Source organism: Sporosarcina sp. Y838 (assembly GCF_056786515.1).
In genome coordinates this window covers 282614-298818 of record NZ_JBXCJD010000001.1, presented here as the reverse complement: position 1 = coordinate 298818, position 16205 = coordinate 282614, and the positions used below count along the sequence as shown (strand labels likewise).

Sequence of the window (16205 nt, the reverse complement as noted above, 5' to 3'; positions counted from 1 at the left end):
GTCTACATGACGACTCAACCGATTATTCGTTTTGAAAATGTTACAAAAAAATACAGTAATGATACAACCGTATTGGACGGTGTATCATTCGAAATGGAACGTGGAAAGTTTTATACACTTCTAGGTCCTTCCGGTTGTGGTAAAACGACGATTCTAAGACTCATTGCAGGTTTCATCGAACCAACGGAAGGTACAATTTACTTCAACGGCAAAAAGATCAACAATGTACCTGCCAATGAACGTCAAGTTAACACTGTTTTTCAGGATTACGCTTTGTTTCCCCATTTAAACGTTTTCGAAAATGTCGCATTTGGTCTGCGCATTAAAAAGGTAAAACAAGCTGAAGTCAAACGTCGCGTCATTGAAGCACTGAAATTTGTTAATCTAGAAGGTTATGAAAATCGAGAAATTGCGGAGATGTCAGGCGGACAGCGTCAACGCGTAGCTATAGCACGCGCAATCATCAATGATCCGGAAGTTATTTTACTCGATGAACCGCTATCGGCCCTCGATTTAAAATTGCGTTCTGAAATGCAATATGAACTTCGAGAATTGCAACAGAGACTGGGGAAAACATTCGTATTCGTTACCCATGACCAGGAAGAAGCTTTGGCGATGTCCGATGAAATCTTTGTTCTGAACACTGGCGAAATACAGCAATCAGGAACACCTTTAGATATTTATGATGAACCCATTAACCGATTTGTTGCTGACTTCATTGGTGAATCTAATATCGTACCAGGGAAGATGATTGAAGACTTTGTAGTCCAATTTACAGGACAAACATTCGAATGTGTTGATAAAGGACTAAATCCCAATGAAAAAGTGGATATTGTCATCCGTCCGGAAGATTTAGAACTGACAACAGTCGATAAGGGGAAACTAAACGTTACAGTAGATACCCAATTATTCCGTGGTGTTCACTATGAACTATCCACTTACGATAAAGACGGAAACGAATGGCTTGTTCATTCCACTAAAAAAGCGGAAGTTGGCGTAGTCGTTGGACTTGATTTTGACCCAGAAGACATTCATGTTATGCGATTGAATGAAACTGAAGAAGAATTTGATGCCAGACTTGAGGCATATGGGGTATTGGTCGATGAACAATAAACCATTGCGTCCATTTTATACAATCCCTTATGCCACTTGGATTTTACTGTTCGTCATTGCACCGATTGCACTTATTATTTACTATTCTTTTTTTGATTTAAGTGGCAATTTTACATTTGACAACTATATCAACTTTTTCTCATCGGTTTATTTAAAACTGACCATCAATTCGTTCTGGTATGCGTTTCTAATCACTTTGTTCACATTGCTCTTTTCATACCCGACCGCATATTTCCTGACGAAGACGAAGCATAAGCAACTTTGGCTTTTGTTAATCATTATTCCATCTTGGATTAATCTCCTCTTAAAAACGTATGCATTCATTGGTCTTCTCGGTCTCTATGGCCCCATAAATGCATTAATGGAAACGGTTGGGATTGGCAAACAACAAATTCTTTTCACCGATTTTAGTTTTGTTTTTGTTTCCGTTTATATTTTTATCCCATTCATGATTTTACCGATTTTCAATTCACTCGATAAATTGAATCCTGTGCTCATCGAAGCATCCCGCGACCTTGGAGCAAATTCATGGACAACTTTCAGACGAGTAATTTGGCCACTTACTTTAAATGGGGTTAAGTCGGGAATTCAGGTCGTTTTCATCCCTGCCCTGTCGTTATTCATGATTACTCGACTGATTGCTGGAAATAAAGTTATTACACTAGGAACTGCAATTGAACAACAATTCCTTGTTACACAAAACTGGGGTATGGGTTCCACCATCGCCGTATTCCTGATTTTATTCATGTTTCTCATTATGTTGATTACAAGCAGCAATGATAGGGGGTCGACAATCAATGGGAAAATTAAATAAACTCCCTAAATTTTATTTGATTGCCGTGTTCATCATTTTATATGCCCCTATATTTTATTTAATTTTTTACTCGTTCAATTCGGGCGGCGGAATGTCGAATTTCGAATCGTTCACCCTTGAACATTATTCGGCCGTCTTTGAGGATACGAGGTTAATTGTCATTCTACTTAACACGATTATTGTCGCACTTTTATCAGCGCTTGTTTCTACAGCAATCGGTGTACTGGGTGCACTGTCAATTGTTTTCATGCGCAACAAAGCAATGCGCAAAGCCGTACTGTCACTCAATAATATATTAATTGTCAGCCCGGATGTCATCATCGGTGCTTCGTTTCTCATCCTATTCACAATAATTGGGGTGAAACTTGGTTTCGCTTCTGTACTTATTTCACATATTGCTTTCAGCATCCCAATTGTCGTTATTATGGTGCTGCCGAAACTGCAAGAGATGAGTCCCACACTTATCGATGCCGCACTCGATTTAGGTGCTACCAAACGAGATGTTTTGACACGCGTCATCATTCCGTTCATTAAACCAGGCATATTAGCAGGATTTTTCCTTGCGCTGACGTATTCCCTTGATGATTTTGCGGTAACATTTTTCGTTACAGGTAACGGATTCTCTACACTTTCCGTTGAAATATATTCAATGGCACGCTCAGGAATAACACTGACAATCAATGCATTGTCCGGACTTATCTTCATAGTGACAGTCGGACTTGTACTTGGTTACTATGCGATTAGCCGCAAAACTAGAACTCCACTTTCGGGGGTGAGGAAATGAAAGACATTATACGTGGTGCAGTAATAATTCTTATTGTTTCCGCAGTCCTGCTTTTCGTCAATTCGAAGTTGAATGACGGAGGTGCACGTTCAAGTAAGGATTCCATCACCGTTTATAACTGGGGTGAATACATTGATCCTGATTTGCTGAAACAATTTGAAAAAGAAACAGGAATTAAAGTATCCTACGAAACATTTGATTCGAATGAAGGGATGATGGGGAAAATTGAACAAGGCGGGACAGCATACGATATTTCAATGCCTTCGGAATATATGATTGAAATGATGCGCGATGCAGATTTATTACTCCCGCTCGATTACAGTCAAATTCCCAACATAAAAAACATTGACCCCTATTTCCTAGACTTGCCTTTTGATCCTGACAATAAATATTCACTTCCTTATTTTTGGGGGACACTTGGAATCGCTTATAATCCCGAGCTGTTGGATGGTCAAACATTTGATAGCTGGGATAAATTATGGGATCCATCTCTAAAACAGCAAGTTATACTAGTCGACAGCGCAAGAGAAACCATTGGGATGAGTCTGAATTCATTAGGCTATTCATTGAACTCCACTGATTTAAACGAATTGAGAGAAGCGACTGATAAGTTGAAAACCTTAAGCTCTAATGTTAAGGCGGTTATCGGAGATGAAGTAACGCAACTGATGATTAACGGAGAAGCGGCGATTTCACTAACATGGTCTGGTCAAGCAGCAGACATGATGTATGAAAACGAGGATATCAATTATATTGTTCCCGAAGAAGGTTCAAATCTTTGGTTTGATAATATGGTAATTCCACGTACGTCTACCAACATCGAAGGTGCACATGCGTTTATCAACTTTATGCTCGATGCCGAAGTCGCGGCACAAAATGCTGATTATGTTGGTTACTCTACCCCGAATATAGCTGCTATGGATATTTTGGATCCTGAAGTGACAGAAGACGAGCGCTTCTACCCAGACAAAGAAACACGAGGACATCTTGAAGTCTATCGCAATCTTGGACTTGAAATGCTAGGACATTACAATGAGTTATTCCTGGAATTCAAAATGGATATGAAATGAATGTATGATTGACGACCTTAGTTTTCTACTTAGGTCGTCTTCATTAATTAAATATTGTATTAATATGTATTCAAATGAAGCTTATGGTATTATAGTTTAGTTACAGAGGTAGTTTAGAAAGCGGTGGTATTTCTGACAAACAAGTCCAATAATTTCGCTTTATATGTTTTAATGTTCAATATGTTTATAGCCATGGCAGGATTCGGTCTTATTATTCCTATCATGCCGGAATATCTGGGAACGTTCGGGGTTGCTGGTCAAGCACTCGGTTTTTTAATTGCAATATTTTCATTCTCACAATTTATCTTTTCTCCGCTTGCCGGTGATCTATCCGATAAACATGGTCGAAAAAAATTGATCATTATTGGTTTGATTATTATGGGTCTATCCCAACTCGCATTCGGTTTAGCCACAGAATTATGGATGCTTTACGTCGCACGATTCTTCTCTGGACTCGGTGCTGCCTTCATGATCCCTCCAATGATGGCGTTTGTTGCCGATATCACTACGTACAAAGAAAGAGGTCGAGGGATGGGTCTGCTAGGTGCCTCAATGTCTTTTGGCTTCATGATTGGTCCTGCAATCGGCGGCGCCCTATCAAAAATAAGTTTAGAATTCCCTTTTTACTTCTCCACAGCAGCAGCTTTAATTGCAGCGGTTATCTCAGTTTTTGCTTTGCCGAATCCAGCCACTAGCAGTGCTGTTGAACCTGGAAGTGAAAAAAAGAGTGAAAATCTATTCAAACAGATGAAACGATCTACCACAACGCCTTACTTTGTCATGTTAATTGTAATGTTCGTCTTTTCTTTTGGACTGGCTAATTTCCAATCAACCATTTCTCTTTACGTTGATCACAAATATGGCTATACGCCTTCTCAAATCGCCGTCATTATTACAATTGGAGGTTTTGTAGGAGTTATCGCTCAGACATTCGTTATCAATAAACTGTTTAAAAGATTTGGTGAAATGCGTGTCATTCTAGTTAATCTTATCATCGCGGCACTAGGGATGATTGGCATTTTGTTCGTCGATTCATTTTTCACTATTCTTTTCGTTGCTACTATTTTCTTTACAGCCACATCTCTTCTCAGACCGGCCGTCAACACCCTCGTTTCCAAACTTGCTGGCAGCGAACAAGGCTATGCAGCAGGGATGATGTCTGCTTACATGAGCTTAGGAAACATGATTGGACCGGCACTTGCGGGCGTATTGTTCGATATTAATATTATCTACCCATACATCATCGGAACAATCATCCTGCTCATCTGTTTTGCCCTCGCCAACTTTTGGTCAAAACGAAACGGAGAATTATTAGCAAAGCTATAACTCAAAAGCGCAGGACGCCTGTCCAGAGGCGGCAGGCATAAGACAGGTTGGCGAAGCAGCGTTCTTTGCTGCACAGCCAAACTGACTTATGACCGAGCCTCTAGGCCGTATGGAGCTAGACGAATCAAATCCACAGTCACCTATTCATTCAAGTAAAAATCCCTATCATACCGGCTATTATTCCGGCGTGATAGGGATTTGCTCATTAAATTACGCACTGCTCGATCCGGACTCCACTAGAGTCGTTAGAACCCCTTAAAAGTTATAATCATTTTGTAATTTATTTGCGTGTTCCTGTACAATTTGTGTGAACGCATCAACTTGTTTCAATGCGAACGACGATTCGTATCCTATCAGCCATGTATCCCGCGTCAATTCGAACTCTTCTTCGCTATTTAAAAGAGGTATTTTATTGACATTCTCATCCCCAGTAAGCGTAATCGAAGGCAAAATCGCATAACCGATACCGTTTATCGCGAGTTGCTTGCACGTCTCAATCTGATCTACTGTAATCTGACGTCCAGGATTTTGATGAAAATGACGCTGCCACCACCGCTGGATTTCCATATGGTAGTTTGAATCACTTTTAAATTGGATGAATGGTCTTTTCGTGTCTTTTAATTCATCAATTGATTTAATTTCACGATCTACTAAATAGAGACGATCCCGAAATAAATAGGTTTTTCTGCTCTTCCAATCAACCTGACCACGCACGATACCCACATGTGCCTCACCCTCATATAACGCTTTAACAATTTCTGAACTCCAACCCGTTATCAGCGAGATTTTTGCATCGGGATACCTTTCCACATACTCTTGTAATATTTGTGGCAACCAAGTCTGACCTACAATAGAGGCACATGCTATCTTCAAAGTACCGTGCACCCTGTCAGCCATCGAAGCAATCATTTCAAACGTTTCTTCCCTCTTAATGATTGCTTCACGCGCATAAGCGATGACAAGTTCTCCTGCAGGTGTTGGCTCAAGTCCTTTCTGAGAGCGAAGAAACAATATTGTTCCCCATTCTTTTTCAATTGACTGCAAACGCTGGGAAAGCGCAGGTTGCGATAAAAAAAGACGCTCCGCCGCTTTTCGCATATTCCCTTCTTCAGCAAGTGCTTTGATGATTTCAAGTTCTGTCGTCGTCATGAAGAAACCCCTTTCCACGTGGGATTTTCAATATCAAAAGCAAACTGATTACAGCGAAAGCAGCTACAGCAATATACACCCATTCTAAAGATCCATCGAGGATATTTTGTAACATATTCAGATTTGAGTTTGGTATTGTTTGCCTCAGCTTTTCGGTTAGAAGAAGATTAACATCATCTAAACTGTAATCTAGGTTCTCTTTTTTGAAACCCGCCATTATCATACCGTTTAAAATAGCCCCAAAGAGTGCGGCTCCAACTGTATTTCCAAAGTTTCTCATGAACATATTAGCTGCAGTTGCAGAACCTCGCATCTCTCTTGAAACCGCCCCTTGAATTGTTACAGTGAAAGCTGTACTCGTCAATCCCATACCGATACCTACAAAGAAGCTAGACATAGCAGCCCACCACGGTCCAGATGCTGCATTCATCATAACAAACAAAGATGTCCCTAGAACAAGCGATATGCCCCCTACAAAAGAGACCGCAAACGGACCAAAACGGATCAATAAATGCCCCGCGACAGACGACGCAATCGGCCAGCCTATGGACATTGCCGTCAAGGTGAATCCAGCGATAATCGCAGGTTGCTCCATGACACCCGTCACATATGTTGGTAAATAGGATGAAATACCGATTAATATGATACCTGTCGTAAGTGACACGAGATTCGCATACAAAATAACAGGATTCTTCCACATTGCGAATGGCATGACGGGATTCACTGCTTTTCTCTCAACTCTGACGAATAATGCCAGCGCTCCGAACCCCACCACAATAAGCGTAATGCTGTAAAATGACAGTCGACCAAATGACTGACCGCCTTCAACAAGCCAAAAGAGAATTGTGGATAATGATAATGTAAGAAGTATGGCCCCTTTATAATCAATTGACACTTTTTTCGAACGCTGAGGTTCGTGTAAAAACAAATAGATACCGACCATTGCAAGAATGCCTAGTGGCACGTTTACCCAAAAGATATACTTCCAATCCATATATTGGACAATCAGCCCACCGATGACAGGACCAGATACCGCAGAAATCCCCCAGACACTCGATAAATACCCTTGGACTTTTGCGCGCTCTTCAGTCGTATAAATATCACCAACGATAGTCGTTGCAATCGGCATAACAGCTCCTGCGCCAAGTCCTTGTAATAACCTGAAAACAATTAACTGCTCCATTGAAACAGCAAAACCGCATAAAATGGAACCGATAATGAAAATGGACAAACCTATAAACAATATTGGCTTACGACCAAATATGTCCGCAAGTTTACCATAGACAAGAACAGTTACCGTACTCATCAGTAAATAAGAAGAAAAAACCCAACTATATCTTGAAAACCCCCCGAGATCTGAAGCTATTGCGGGCATTGCTGTTGATACAATAGTTGCTTCTACCGCCCCGACAAACATAGCGAGCATAACCGAAATTAGTACCAATGGACGATTCGTTTTTTTAATGGTCTTCACTGCCATACAGTCTCCTTTCAAACAGAAAAAGGCCCCGCCAAGGAGCCAGTCGTTAAACCACAAATTCTTATTGAGCTGAATAAATGTATTTTTTAAATTGTTTCATTATCACTCTTCGCGTTAAAATACCGGCAAATGTACCGTCCTCTTCAGTAACACATAGGAAAGTATGGTCAATTAAAAGATCAAGTCCTTTTTGGAACCGATCACTCGTTTTTATGGTTGGTAAATCAGTCTGCATAATTGCATCTACTTTTAAGTTTGCTAGAAGTTCATATTCGATACGTTCAAGACCCAAAATCGAATCTGTTATCATTCCCATACTAAGTAACCCTTTGAGATGATATTTCGCATCAAGGACCGGTATAGCTGAATAACCTGTTTTTGTCAGAACAAGGAGAGCGTGCTCCGCATTATTGCCAACCTGCACGTGGGCAACTTTTTCAGACGATATGATAAATTCCGCGATTGGTGTAAAAAGAAAATCCCTATTATTAATAGATATCATGTAAATCTGCTCCTTCTGTAGCTTTGCTATTCACCTAAAAACTACATATCTATCATATCATAAGAAGGGCTTTCTTTCCTCAATTTGACAAAGAAAACCTCTCCGATTAAGAAGAGGTTGCATAATAGAAAATGACAATTAAAATGAAGAATGCAGCGGTGAGAGAAATCCAAATAATTGGATTTAAAGTAAACGGATGATCTTCGTTCTCTGCAGCAGTCTGGATATCTTGTCCACTTATAACTGCAAATGCCTTGTTCCATTTCCATACGGAAACAACACTAATCGAGATGATGATCAAAACAACGATGACAAATGGTACTGTCCAAATATCCAAGCGTACATCTCTCCTTTCGAAGGTAGGATGCACTATTTATAAATAGTTAATCATCAAAACGGATAACTTTTTAACCATTGGCCACCATCAAGCGTAACAATTTCTCCATTCATATAAGATGCTTTATCGGACATGATGAATGCAGCCAGTTCTGCGACTTCTTCCGGCTGTCCGAGACGACCTAAAGGAATTGAAGCCAATGTACGTTTCGCAGCTTTTTCTGATTCCCAGAGTTTTCCTGCGCCTCCTGTGCGCTCGATTGGACCCGGAGCTATCCCATTCACCCTAATTCCGTATTGTGTACCCCATTCAACCGCTAGTGTCCTTGTTAACGACATTACGCCTGCTTTGGCTGCTGCGGAATGAACAACACCTGCTCCTGCATCCCACGCATATGTTGCAAGCATATTTAAAATCGATCCTTTTTGACCTTTTTCAATCCAATATTTCCCGACAGCACTCGAACAGTAAAATGTTCCATTTAAGACGATATCAATTACAGTATTCCAGCCATTTGGCGATAAATCTTCTGCTTTAACAATAAAGTTTCCCGCTGCATTATTAACGAGACCATCGATTCTACCAAACTTTTCATCAGTGAAAGCAACTAATGTATCCACATTTTCTACTTTTCGTACATCCATCTGGAATACGTGGGCATGATCGCCAATTTCTTCTTGCGCTAGTTTCAATCTATCCATATCCCTGCCTGTTATAACAACTTGGGCACCTTCAGCTGCAAATTTCTTCGCCATATATTTCCCCATTCCATTCGATCCACCAGTGACAATAAATACCTTTTCTTCAAACATTTCAATTCCCCCTCGTAATGAATGAATATTCACTCATTATTGTATCATTTTATTTGCTACATGACGAGATTAATAGAATGGATTGTCCTGTTTATCGTTAGAAAGTAATTAATGTGTCTATATAAGTTAAATTAAAGAATCCCATTGAATCCGCTTGCGCTGGTGTGTACATTATCGGGAGAGTTGTCAATTCAGAAAGTGGATTGAAGAACGCTTGGCGCTCTGGGGATGCCTCTGGCCATGAGCCTGGATTAACGCTTCGCATCCAGTCTCACGGCTTCGGCGACCCCTTTGCCGCGCCTGCGCTGAGGTTGTTCCATTATTGAAAGTTTATTTGAGATGTATGGAATGAAATTATTATATGAGTACTAATTGATTCAAATTACATTGAAGAAAGACAGACTACGGATTGCAAATCTAATCCTGACAAGTAAATGTACCTTCATACATAGAATATCCAGCGCAGGCGCGTCTACGTGGTAGCCGGAGCGATAAGACTGAAAGCGGTTTCCTTTCCGGCTTATCGCGGGAGGCATCCACAAAGCTTAGAAGCGGTATTAGCAGAATTTCTGATTCACACTCATCTTTTAGGACTTTTCCAGTTGTCATGCATGTTTTTCTATACAAAATATTTTTCAACGATTTCCTTTATAGGTATCGCTTTGCTGTATAAAAATCCTTGTGCTTTCTGACACTTGGCCTCCAGGAGAATCTGAGCCTGCAAATCCCTTTCAACCCCTTCAGCAACAACTTCCATTCCCAAGTTATGAGCCAGATTAATAATTGTCTTCGCAATTGCTTCATTTTTCACATCTGTTTCAATATCTTTGATAAAAGAACGATCGATTTTAATGATGTCGATTGGATACTGATTCAAATAACTAAGTGACGAATATCCTGTGCCGAAATCATCGACAGAAATTATTACACCAATCTCCTTTAGGTCATTGAGTGTTTTAAGCGTTTCATTCATTTCTGTCAATGCACTTTCTGTAATTTCCACTTCCAAGGAAGAAGGTACAATGCCGTAACTTAAAATTTTACTTTTTAATTTCTCTGAAAAATCTTCCATTCTAAACTGCTTTGGTGAAATATTTACAGCAATCCGTGCCGCCTTGAACCTTTTGTCCTGCCATTCTTTCAACTGACTGCATACCTGATTCAATACCCAATCGCCTATCCCATGTATGAGACCCGATTCTTCTGCAATCGGGATAAATAGTGCGGGTGAAACAAATCCAAATTTACGGTTATTCCACCTAAGAAGTGCCTCGAAACTGCTAATGTGGCCCGTTTTCAAATCGATTTGGGGCTGATAATGGATTGCCAATTCTTCCAGTTCAATCGACCTACGTAAATGCGATTCCATCAATGCTTCATCAGGGAAAGTTGAATTCATCTCTTCACGATAGAAACGATAATGAGAACGACCTCGATCTTTCACAAAGGTAAGAGCATGTTCTGACTTCCGCAACAAAGCTTCCAGCGTTTTTCCATCCTCTGGATACACAGCAATACCTATGGACGCAGATATGAAATATTCTTGATGGTTGAAGTAAAAAGGTTTTCCAAAATCATTTAATAATTTTTGCGCAAATTTCTCCGTTTTTGAAACAGAATGATTTTGCAAGGAGACGATAAATTCATCTCCTCCATTACGGTACACTCTTCCCGATGGGGGACAAATTACTTTTAAGCGTTCTGCAACGATTTTCAAAATTTTATCTGCACCATTATGTCCAAGCGATTCATTAATCATCTTAAAACGATCTAGGCCAAGGTGTATGAATGATAGTCGTTCATCACTTTTCAAAGCATAGGTGGCGTCTTCAGTGAAATGCTCCTTCATCGCACGGCGATTCCATAGACCTGTCATATGGTCATGATAAGATAAATAAAGAAGTTTTTCATTATTTCTTTGATTGACAGAAGTATCCCGTAGTATCAGGTGAATTTCTTTTACTTCTTCAACCACGAGGACAGGAATCAGCTTCATATAAGTAGGTAATAAGTGGCCTCGTTTGTGGAAGAAGGTCGAACTTTCCATCTCCATTGATTCGCCAGATAGTGCGCGGTGCAGGATTTGTTGAAACTCAGCTATTTTATCCTCACCTAGCAAATCAATGAATGTACGGCCGGAAAGTTCTTTAAAACGATAACCGAATGCTAAATGAACTGCACGGTTGGCATCGATAATTTTCATGCTTTGATTAATAGTTATAATCGGATCTATATTGTGGTCAATAACAGAATTATATTTGTTTTGCAATTCTGTTTGTAATTCCCTTTCCGCGGCTATATCCATTCGTTCACGTAATTCAACATAGATATACTCACTTTCATACTCTTTTGCGTGGAATTGGAAATCCAATTCGAGTAATACCTTCAGTCCGTTTTGCATTATTTGAATTTCAGTTGCAAAATCGAAATGATTATGATATTTATGTATAATCTGTATAAACGATTCCCACATATCACCAAAAAATTCTTGTGCTGATGACGGGGCTTCTCTAGCAAAGTATTGCAAAGCTAATGCATTCGCATAAAGTACATCAAACCCCTCTTTTTCATTTTTCCTAATTAGTACGGACATCTTGAAAGAATGATTAAAAATAGAGGATTCTACTATTCTATCTATCTGGTCTTCTGCTTCAGTTTTTCTCATGAGTGCCTCCATTTATAGTCTGTATGCTTAAAGTTTCACCGAACAACAATCTATTCAATTCTTTTGTTTGTACTTCAAGAATAGTTTGTACCATTTACAGAAGACCATGTATTCATAAGGGTACTAATTAAATTTTCCGTGATTTCACAACTATTTGTGTAAGGAGGTATACAACTCTTATCATTCTTGGTATTATCGAAACATATGCAATCACACAATCATTTATAAAGGAGGCCTATTTTGAAACATAAACATTCAATCCGTCAATTGGCAATTGCCATCTATACAGTAAATCGACACGCTAAAACTGCTCCTGATAATAAACAACTTTATGCATTTAAAAAAATGGCGATTGATAAACTGATTCGTTCAGGCAACGCAGAAAAAATCGGATTGCACTTTGTCGATAATCCGAAATTTAGCAAGCAGCATTCCACGGTCCTCGTTCGTTGTGACGAATTCCTCTTTCACACACTCCCGGAAAAAGAAGACTTCAACACACTTCCACACCTCGGACAACAAGATCCGACATCTCGTAACCCACAAGAACGAATGAGCCTTAAAACAGCTCGTGAAATTCTTTCCAATTATGTAGAACCACTTCAGCAGAAAACACGCGAGAAGAAAAAGGTTCCTCCAAAAAAATCAATCCATACGATGCAAAACACTCAAAGTTTTCGCTCCTCTTATTTAGACGGAAAATGAAACTGACTGAATCCTATCTTGATCATTAGGATTCAGTCAGTTTATTCAAATTCACCTGAACTATTCCATGTTTATTTAAATTGTTCCGCAATCACTTTTTCAAAATCGACGAGGAGCGTCATGCCATTGTCTCGTTTGATAACGCCTGAAACGGGTACTTTATCACCCATATACATGTCTGAAGCAGGTTCAATATCAGTGAAATTAATGCGTTGAATCTGTGTGACACTCGTCACATCCAGAACAACTGTTATGCCATCGAATTCCGCTACGATGTACTTCGATTCCTCCGTGTCATTAAAATCTGTATTTCCTGTTACCTTCCTCAAATCAATGACCGGAAGCACTTCGCCCCGTAATTGTATAATTCCTTCGATAAATGGATGGGAATGTGGCAAGACAGTTACTGGAACAGGTTGAATAATTTCACGAACATGTTGAATACTCAGTCCAAAATTACTTTGTCCGACTTGAAACTCTACAAATTCAAAAACTTCATATGTGACTTCATCGGATTTTATCGTGTTCATATGTCCATCTCCCACCTATTGATGATCGTTATTGATTAGATTCATCCCTTAGTTCTATTTTCGGTCTATTTTAGCTATTATTGAGGTTTATTCATATCTTTTATAAAGAACTTGTGTCCCTTTTTCCGCGAAGCCTTTCTGTTCAAGCTGCTCGTACATTTCACGCGCAAGCTGTAAACCCGGAAGCGTTAAATTCATTTCTTCCGCTTCTGTCAAAGCGATATTCATGTCTTTCAAAAAATGTTTAACATAAAAACCTGGTTCAAAGTCTCCTTTAAGCATACGCGGTGCCAAGTTCGACAGTGACCATGAACCCGCTGCCCCAGTTGAAATGGATTTCAGGACTGTTTCAGTATTTAACCCTGCTTTTTCAGCATACGCTAGTGCTTCACAAACACCGATCATATTTGAAGCAATTGCAATCTGATTGCACATTTTAGCGTGCTGTCCAGCACCGGCCGTTCCTTGATAAACAATTTGTTCTCCGAAGTTTGATAGAATCGGAAGGACTGCTTTAAACGTTTTTTCGTCACCACCACACATAATCGACAACGTTCCATTCCTTGCACCGATGTCCCCACCTGAAACAGGTGCGTCTATCACCGACATCTGCAGGTTGCCCCCTTGTTCTGCAATTCGTTTCGCCAGCGCAGGACTAGATGTCGTCATATCTATAAGGATCTGTCCCGCCCTGCCATTTTTAAAAATCCCATTCTCACCAAAATAGATTTCTTCTACATCTGTCGGATAGCCGACCATCGTGAAGACCAGGTCTACACCCTTCACAGCTTCCCCGATCGTATCCGACCAGGTTGCACCTGCCTCAATGAGTGGCTCCGCCTTTTCTTTTGTACGTGTGTACATGTTCACTCTATAATTGTTCTTCAGTAAGTGTTTAATAACACTGGCCCCCATTACACCTGTCCCGATAAATGCCACCTTTTCTATTTTCAATACGATTCCCCCTAATTAGTAGTAGCACTATTTATCGTATCAAAGAAAATCTTTTTTTCCATCATTCATTTAAATTTTCAAAAAAAGGAGGACGGACCCTGTGAATAGGGTTCCGTCCTCAAAAGGGGGAAATGAGAATGTTGCTGTGTTCTACCTTAATTTCCCCCTTTTCCAAGGTTATTAAACATTGTTTGTAAAATATTTTTTCTAGGTCATCTAAAAATGTGATTCCTTCTTCTTCCGTAACAGATAAAGTTATATGTGCTAAATCTTTTCATTGCTCAAAAGTTATTTTTTTCTTCTTCATACTGATTCATGAGATAATCAAGTTCATTGCTAAGTACTATCGTTTCGTCAGCATTCAGTCCTTTTTTCAACGCTCGTTCAATCATCTCTTCACGCATCATTTCAATTTTTTCTTCAAGACTCCATTCCAAGATGATCCCTCCAAATATAAAAGATAGTTAAAATATTATTATACAGCAATACTCTTCTAAAATGATAATAAATCACCATCAAATTCCGTCAACTTTGAAAAGTGACAAAGAAAAAAGCAACAGGTGGATATCACTTTACGTTCTGCTCTTAATAAGGCAAACTAGTAAAGTATAAAGAGTTATGCAACATTTATGAGTTTCATGCGTCTAAATTTAATAAGGAGGGATTTACGATGAAATTAAAATGGAATTTACTGCTAGTAGCAGTCGCGACCACTTTACTTCTGACAGCATGCGGTACAAATCCCGATGCTGGCGAGGAAACAACAAATGGTTCAACGGATGTAGTCGAAGAGACAGATAAAGTCGTTGAAGATGAAAGTTCAGATGAAGTTGTCGAAGAAGAAGATGTTGTACCAGAAGAAACAGAAGTAGAAGATGAGACGACAAGCAATGACGCCAAAGAAGATTTCATGAAAGATAGCAAATTGACAGATAGCGATGAACAAAATTACTCTATTTCTGTTCTTCCGAAGTATACATTAACAAGTGAAGAGCCCGGCAAGGACGTTCTTATGGCAACAGAAGACGAATCTGTGTTCATGCGTATTGAAACCATGCCAGTAGAAGAAGGTACTTATGATTACTTACTTGAAAATATGGGCGCTGTGCTAGAAGCATCCAGTGATGGCGGCACACCTGTTGAAGTTACAGACGAAACGTCAATTCCAGTTGGGGAAAACATCGAGAACGCAAAAGTTCTTTCTGTCAAAGCTGAAACCACGTCCGTTACAGGTATTCTCTTCGAACGCGGGGATATGATTGTTCGCCTAACAATTTATGATTCCCTAAACGAAGACCATTTTGAAAGTTTTCTACGTATGAGCGAAACAATTGTTGCTAAATAGCAGTACAACAAAAGCGCCAAATGGAACATATCCATTTGGCGCTTTTCTATTTCTTCCTTCGACTGCACTGATTCTATCAGCATACAAGCGGATTTTACGATAGATTTTTTACGGATAGACCTAGCTTCCGTAACAATTCAATTGCCTGATTTTGTTCTTCGATTGTAAGTGATGTCATAATCGATTTAATATTAGCTGCGTGTTCCGGAAATATGGAAATCATGAGTTCCTCACCCGCAGTTGTAATTGACATATATGTCACGCGCTTATCCGCCTCACAATTAACACGTTCCAATAAACCTCTTTTTTCAAGTTTATCAACCACGTATGTCATTGAACCACTTCGTAGTAAGATTTTTTGTCCTATCTTTTGAATCGGCTGTCTCCCAGTATGATGCAGCAGTTCAAGAACAGCAAATTCAGTAGGGTTAAGCCCATGTTTTTCACTTGTCCTATGCGCCTCTTCCAATATCACTTTGCTTGCTCTAGATAAAACGATAAATAGTTTTAATGCCCGTTCTGTATCTTTTGTCATTATTCAGTGCCACCTTCTATATCCCGTTCCATTGTTGCCTTCATTATAGCGGTTAGAACGCATTGATGTCAAAAGGCATGAAAG

At 39.6% G+C, this 16205-nt stretch carries 17 protein-coding genes; 7 read left to right on the top strand and 10 right to left on the bottom strand.

The window, feature by feature from the left end; all coding sequences use genetic code 11:
• Positions 1–6 precede the first annotated feature (6 nt).
• The 5 genes from AC1TO4_RS01415 (at position 7) to AC1TO4_RS01395 (ending at position 5107) form a co-directional block, all read left to right on the top strand.
• Positions 7–1113, top strand: coding sequence for an ABC transporter ATP-binding protein (locus tag AC1TO4_RS01415; RefSeq protein WP_482103854.1), 1107 nt, complete (start codon positions 7–9; stop codon positions 1111–1113).
• Positions 1103–1927 (top strand): ABC transporter permease, encoded by an 825-nt coding sequence (locus tag AC1TO4_RS01410; protein WP_482103853.1) that lies wholly within the window; start codon positions 1103–1105, stop codon positions 1925–1927. Before AC1TO4_RS01415 ends, AC1TO4_RS01410 begins: the two co-directional genes overlap by 11 nt.
• Positions 1911–2711, top strand: coding sequence for an ABC transporter permease (locus AC1TO4_RS01405; RefSeq protein ID WP_482103852.1), 801 nt, complete (start codon positions 1911–1913; stop codon positions 2709–2711). The genes AC1TO4_RS01410 and AC1TO4_RS01405 overlap by 17 nt, the downstream gene beginning before the upstream one ends.
• The gene (locus tag AC1TO4_RS01400) at positions 2708–3781 is read left to right on the top strand and encodes an ABC transporter substrate-binding protein (RefSeq protein ID WP_482103851.1); all 1074 of its coding nucleotides are present in this window, start codon (positions 2708–2710) and stop codon (positions 3779–3781) included. The genes AC1TO4_RS01405 and AC1TO4_RS01400 overlap by 4 nt, the downstream gene beginning before the upstream one ends.
• A 132-nt stretch (positions 3782–3913) precedes the next feature.
• Positions 3914–5107, top strand: a complete 1194-nt coding sequence (locus AC1TO4_RS01395) for an MFS transporter (protein WP_482104036.1) — start codon at positions 3914–3916, stop codon at positions 5105–5107.
• A gap of 255 nt (positions 5108–5362) precedes the next feature.
• On the opposite strand, the gene AC1TO4_RS01390 is transcribed toward AC1TO4_RS01395, so the two are convergent.
• The 6 genes from AC1TO4_RS01390 to AC1TO4_RS01365 form a co-directional block, all read right to left on the bottom strand.
• Positions 5363–6256 (bottom strand): LysR family transcriptional regulator, encoded by an 894-nt coding sequence (locus AC1TO4_RS01390; protein WP_482103850.1) that lies wholly within the window; start codon positions 6254–6256, stop codon positions 5363–5365.
• Complete coding sequence (locus AC1TO4_RS01385) at positions 6237–7682, bottom strand: MDR family MFS transporter (protein WP_482104035.1); 1446 nt, start codon at positions 7680–7682, stop codon at positions 6237–6239. The genes AC1TO4_RS01390 and AC1TO4_RS01385 overlap by 20 nt, the downstream gene beginning before the upstream one ends.
• Before the next feature lie 115 nt (positions 7683–7797).
• Entirely contained in the window at positions 7798–8238 is a 441-nt protein-coding gene (cbpB, locus tag AC1TO4_RS01380) for a cyclic-di-AMP-binding protein CbpB (RefSeq protein WP_482100287.1), read from the bottom strand.
• Positions 8239–8344: 106 nt separating this feature from the next.
• On the bottom strand, positions 8345–8575 hold the full coding sequence (locus AC1TO4_RS01375) for a hypothetical protein (RefSeq protein WP_482100286.1): 231 nt from the start codon (positions 8573–8575) through the stop codon (positions 8345–8347).
• A 53-nt stretch (positions 8576–8628) separates the two neighbouring features.
• The gene (gene fadH / locus AC1TO4_RS01370) at positions 8629–9387 is read right to left on the bottom strand and encodes a 2,4-dienoyl-CoA reductase (RefSeq protein WP_482103849.1); all 759 of its coding nucleotides are present in this window, start codon (positions 9385–9387) and stop codon (positions 8629–8631) included.
• A 619-nt stretch (positions 9388–10006) separates the two neighbouring features.
• Complete coding sequence (locus AC1TO4_RS01365) at positions 10007–12052, bottom strand: putative bifunctional diguanylate cyclase/phosphodiesterase (protein WP_482103848.1); 2046 nt, start codon at positions 12050–12052, stop codon at positions 10007–10009.
• Between the two features lie 240 nt (positions 12053–12292).
• Here AC1TO4_RS01365 and AC1TO4_RS01360 point away from each other — a divergent pair, with 240 nt between their 5' ends.
• Positions 12293–12757, top strand: coding sequence for a YkyB family protein (locus tag AC1TO4_RS01360; RefSeq protein ID WP_482100283.1), 465 nt, complete (start codon positions 12293–12295; stop codon positions 12755–12757).
• A 71-nt stretch (positions 12758–12828) separates the two neighbouring features.
• On the opposite strand, the gene AC1TO4_RS01355 is transcribed toward AC1TO4_RS01360, so the two are convergent.
• The 3 genes from AC1TO4_RS01355 to AC1TO4_RS01345 form a co-directional block, all read right to left on the bottom strand.
• Entirely contained in the window at positions 12829–13287 is a 459-nt protein-coding gene (locus AC1TO4_RS01355; RefSeq protein ID WP_482103847.1) for a chemotaxis protein CheW, read from the bottom strand.
• An 87-nt stretch (positions 13288–13374) separates the two neighbouring features.
• The gene (locus tag AC1TO4_RS01350; protein ID WP_482100281.1) at positions 13375–14241 is read right to left on the bottom strand and encodes an NAD(P)-dependent oxidoreductase; all 867 of its coding nucleotides are present in this window, start codon (positions 14239–14241) and stop codon (positions 13375–13377) included.
• A 281-nt stretch (positions 14242–14522) separates the two neighbouring features.
• The gene (locus AC1TO4_RS01345) at positions 14523–14678 is read right to left on the bottom strand and encodes a Spo0E family sporulation regulatory protein-aspartic acid phosphatase (protein WP_482103846.1); all 156 of its coding nucleotides are present in this window, start codon (positions 14676–14678) and stop codon (positions 14523–14525) included.
• Between the two features lie 233 nt (positions 14679–14911).
• Here AC1TO4_RS01345 and AC1TO4_RS01340 point away from each other — a divergent pair, with 233 nt between their 5' ends.
• Complete coding sequence (locus AC1TO4_RS01340; RefSeq protein WP_482103845.1) at positions 14912–15586, top strand: hypothetical protein; 675 nt, start codon at positions 14912–14914, stop codon at positions 15584–15586.
• A 94-nt stretch (positions 15587–15680) separates the two neighbouring features.
• On the opposite strand, the gene AC1TO4_RS01335 is transcribed toward AC1TO4_RS01340, so the two are convergent.
• Positions 15681–16124: a MarR family winged helix-turn-helix transcriptional regulator gene (locus tag AC1TO4_RS01335; protein ID WP_482104034.1), complete on the bottom strand. Its 444-nt coding sequence runs from the start codon at positions 16122–16124 to the stop codon at positions 15681–15683.
• Positions 16125–16205 lie beyond the last annotated feature (81 nt).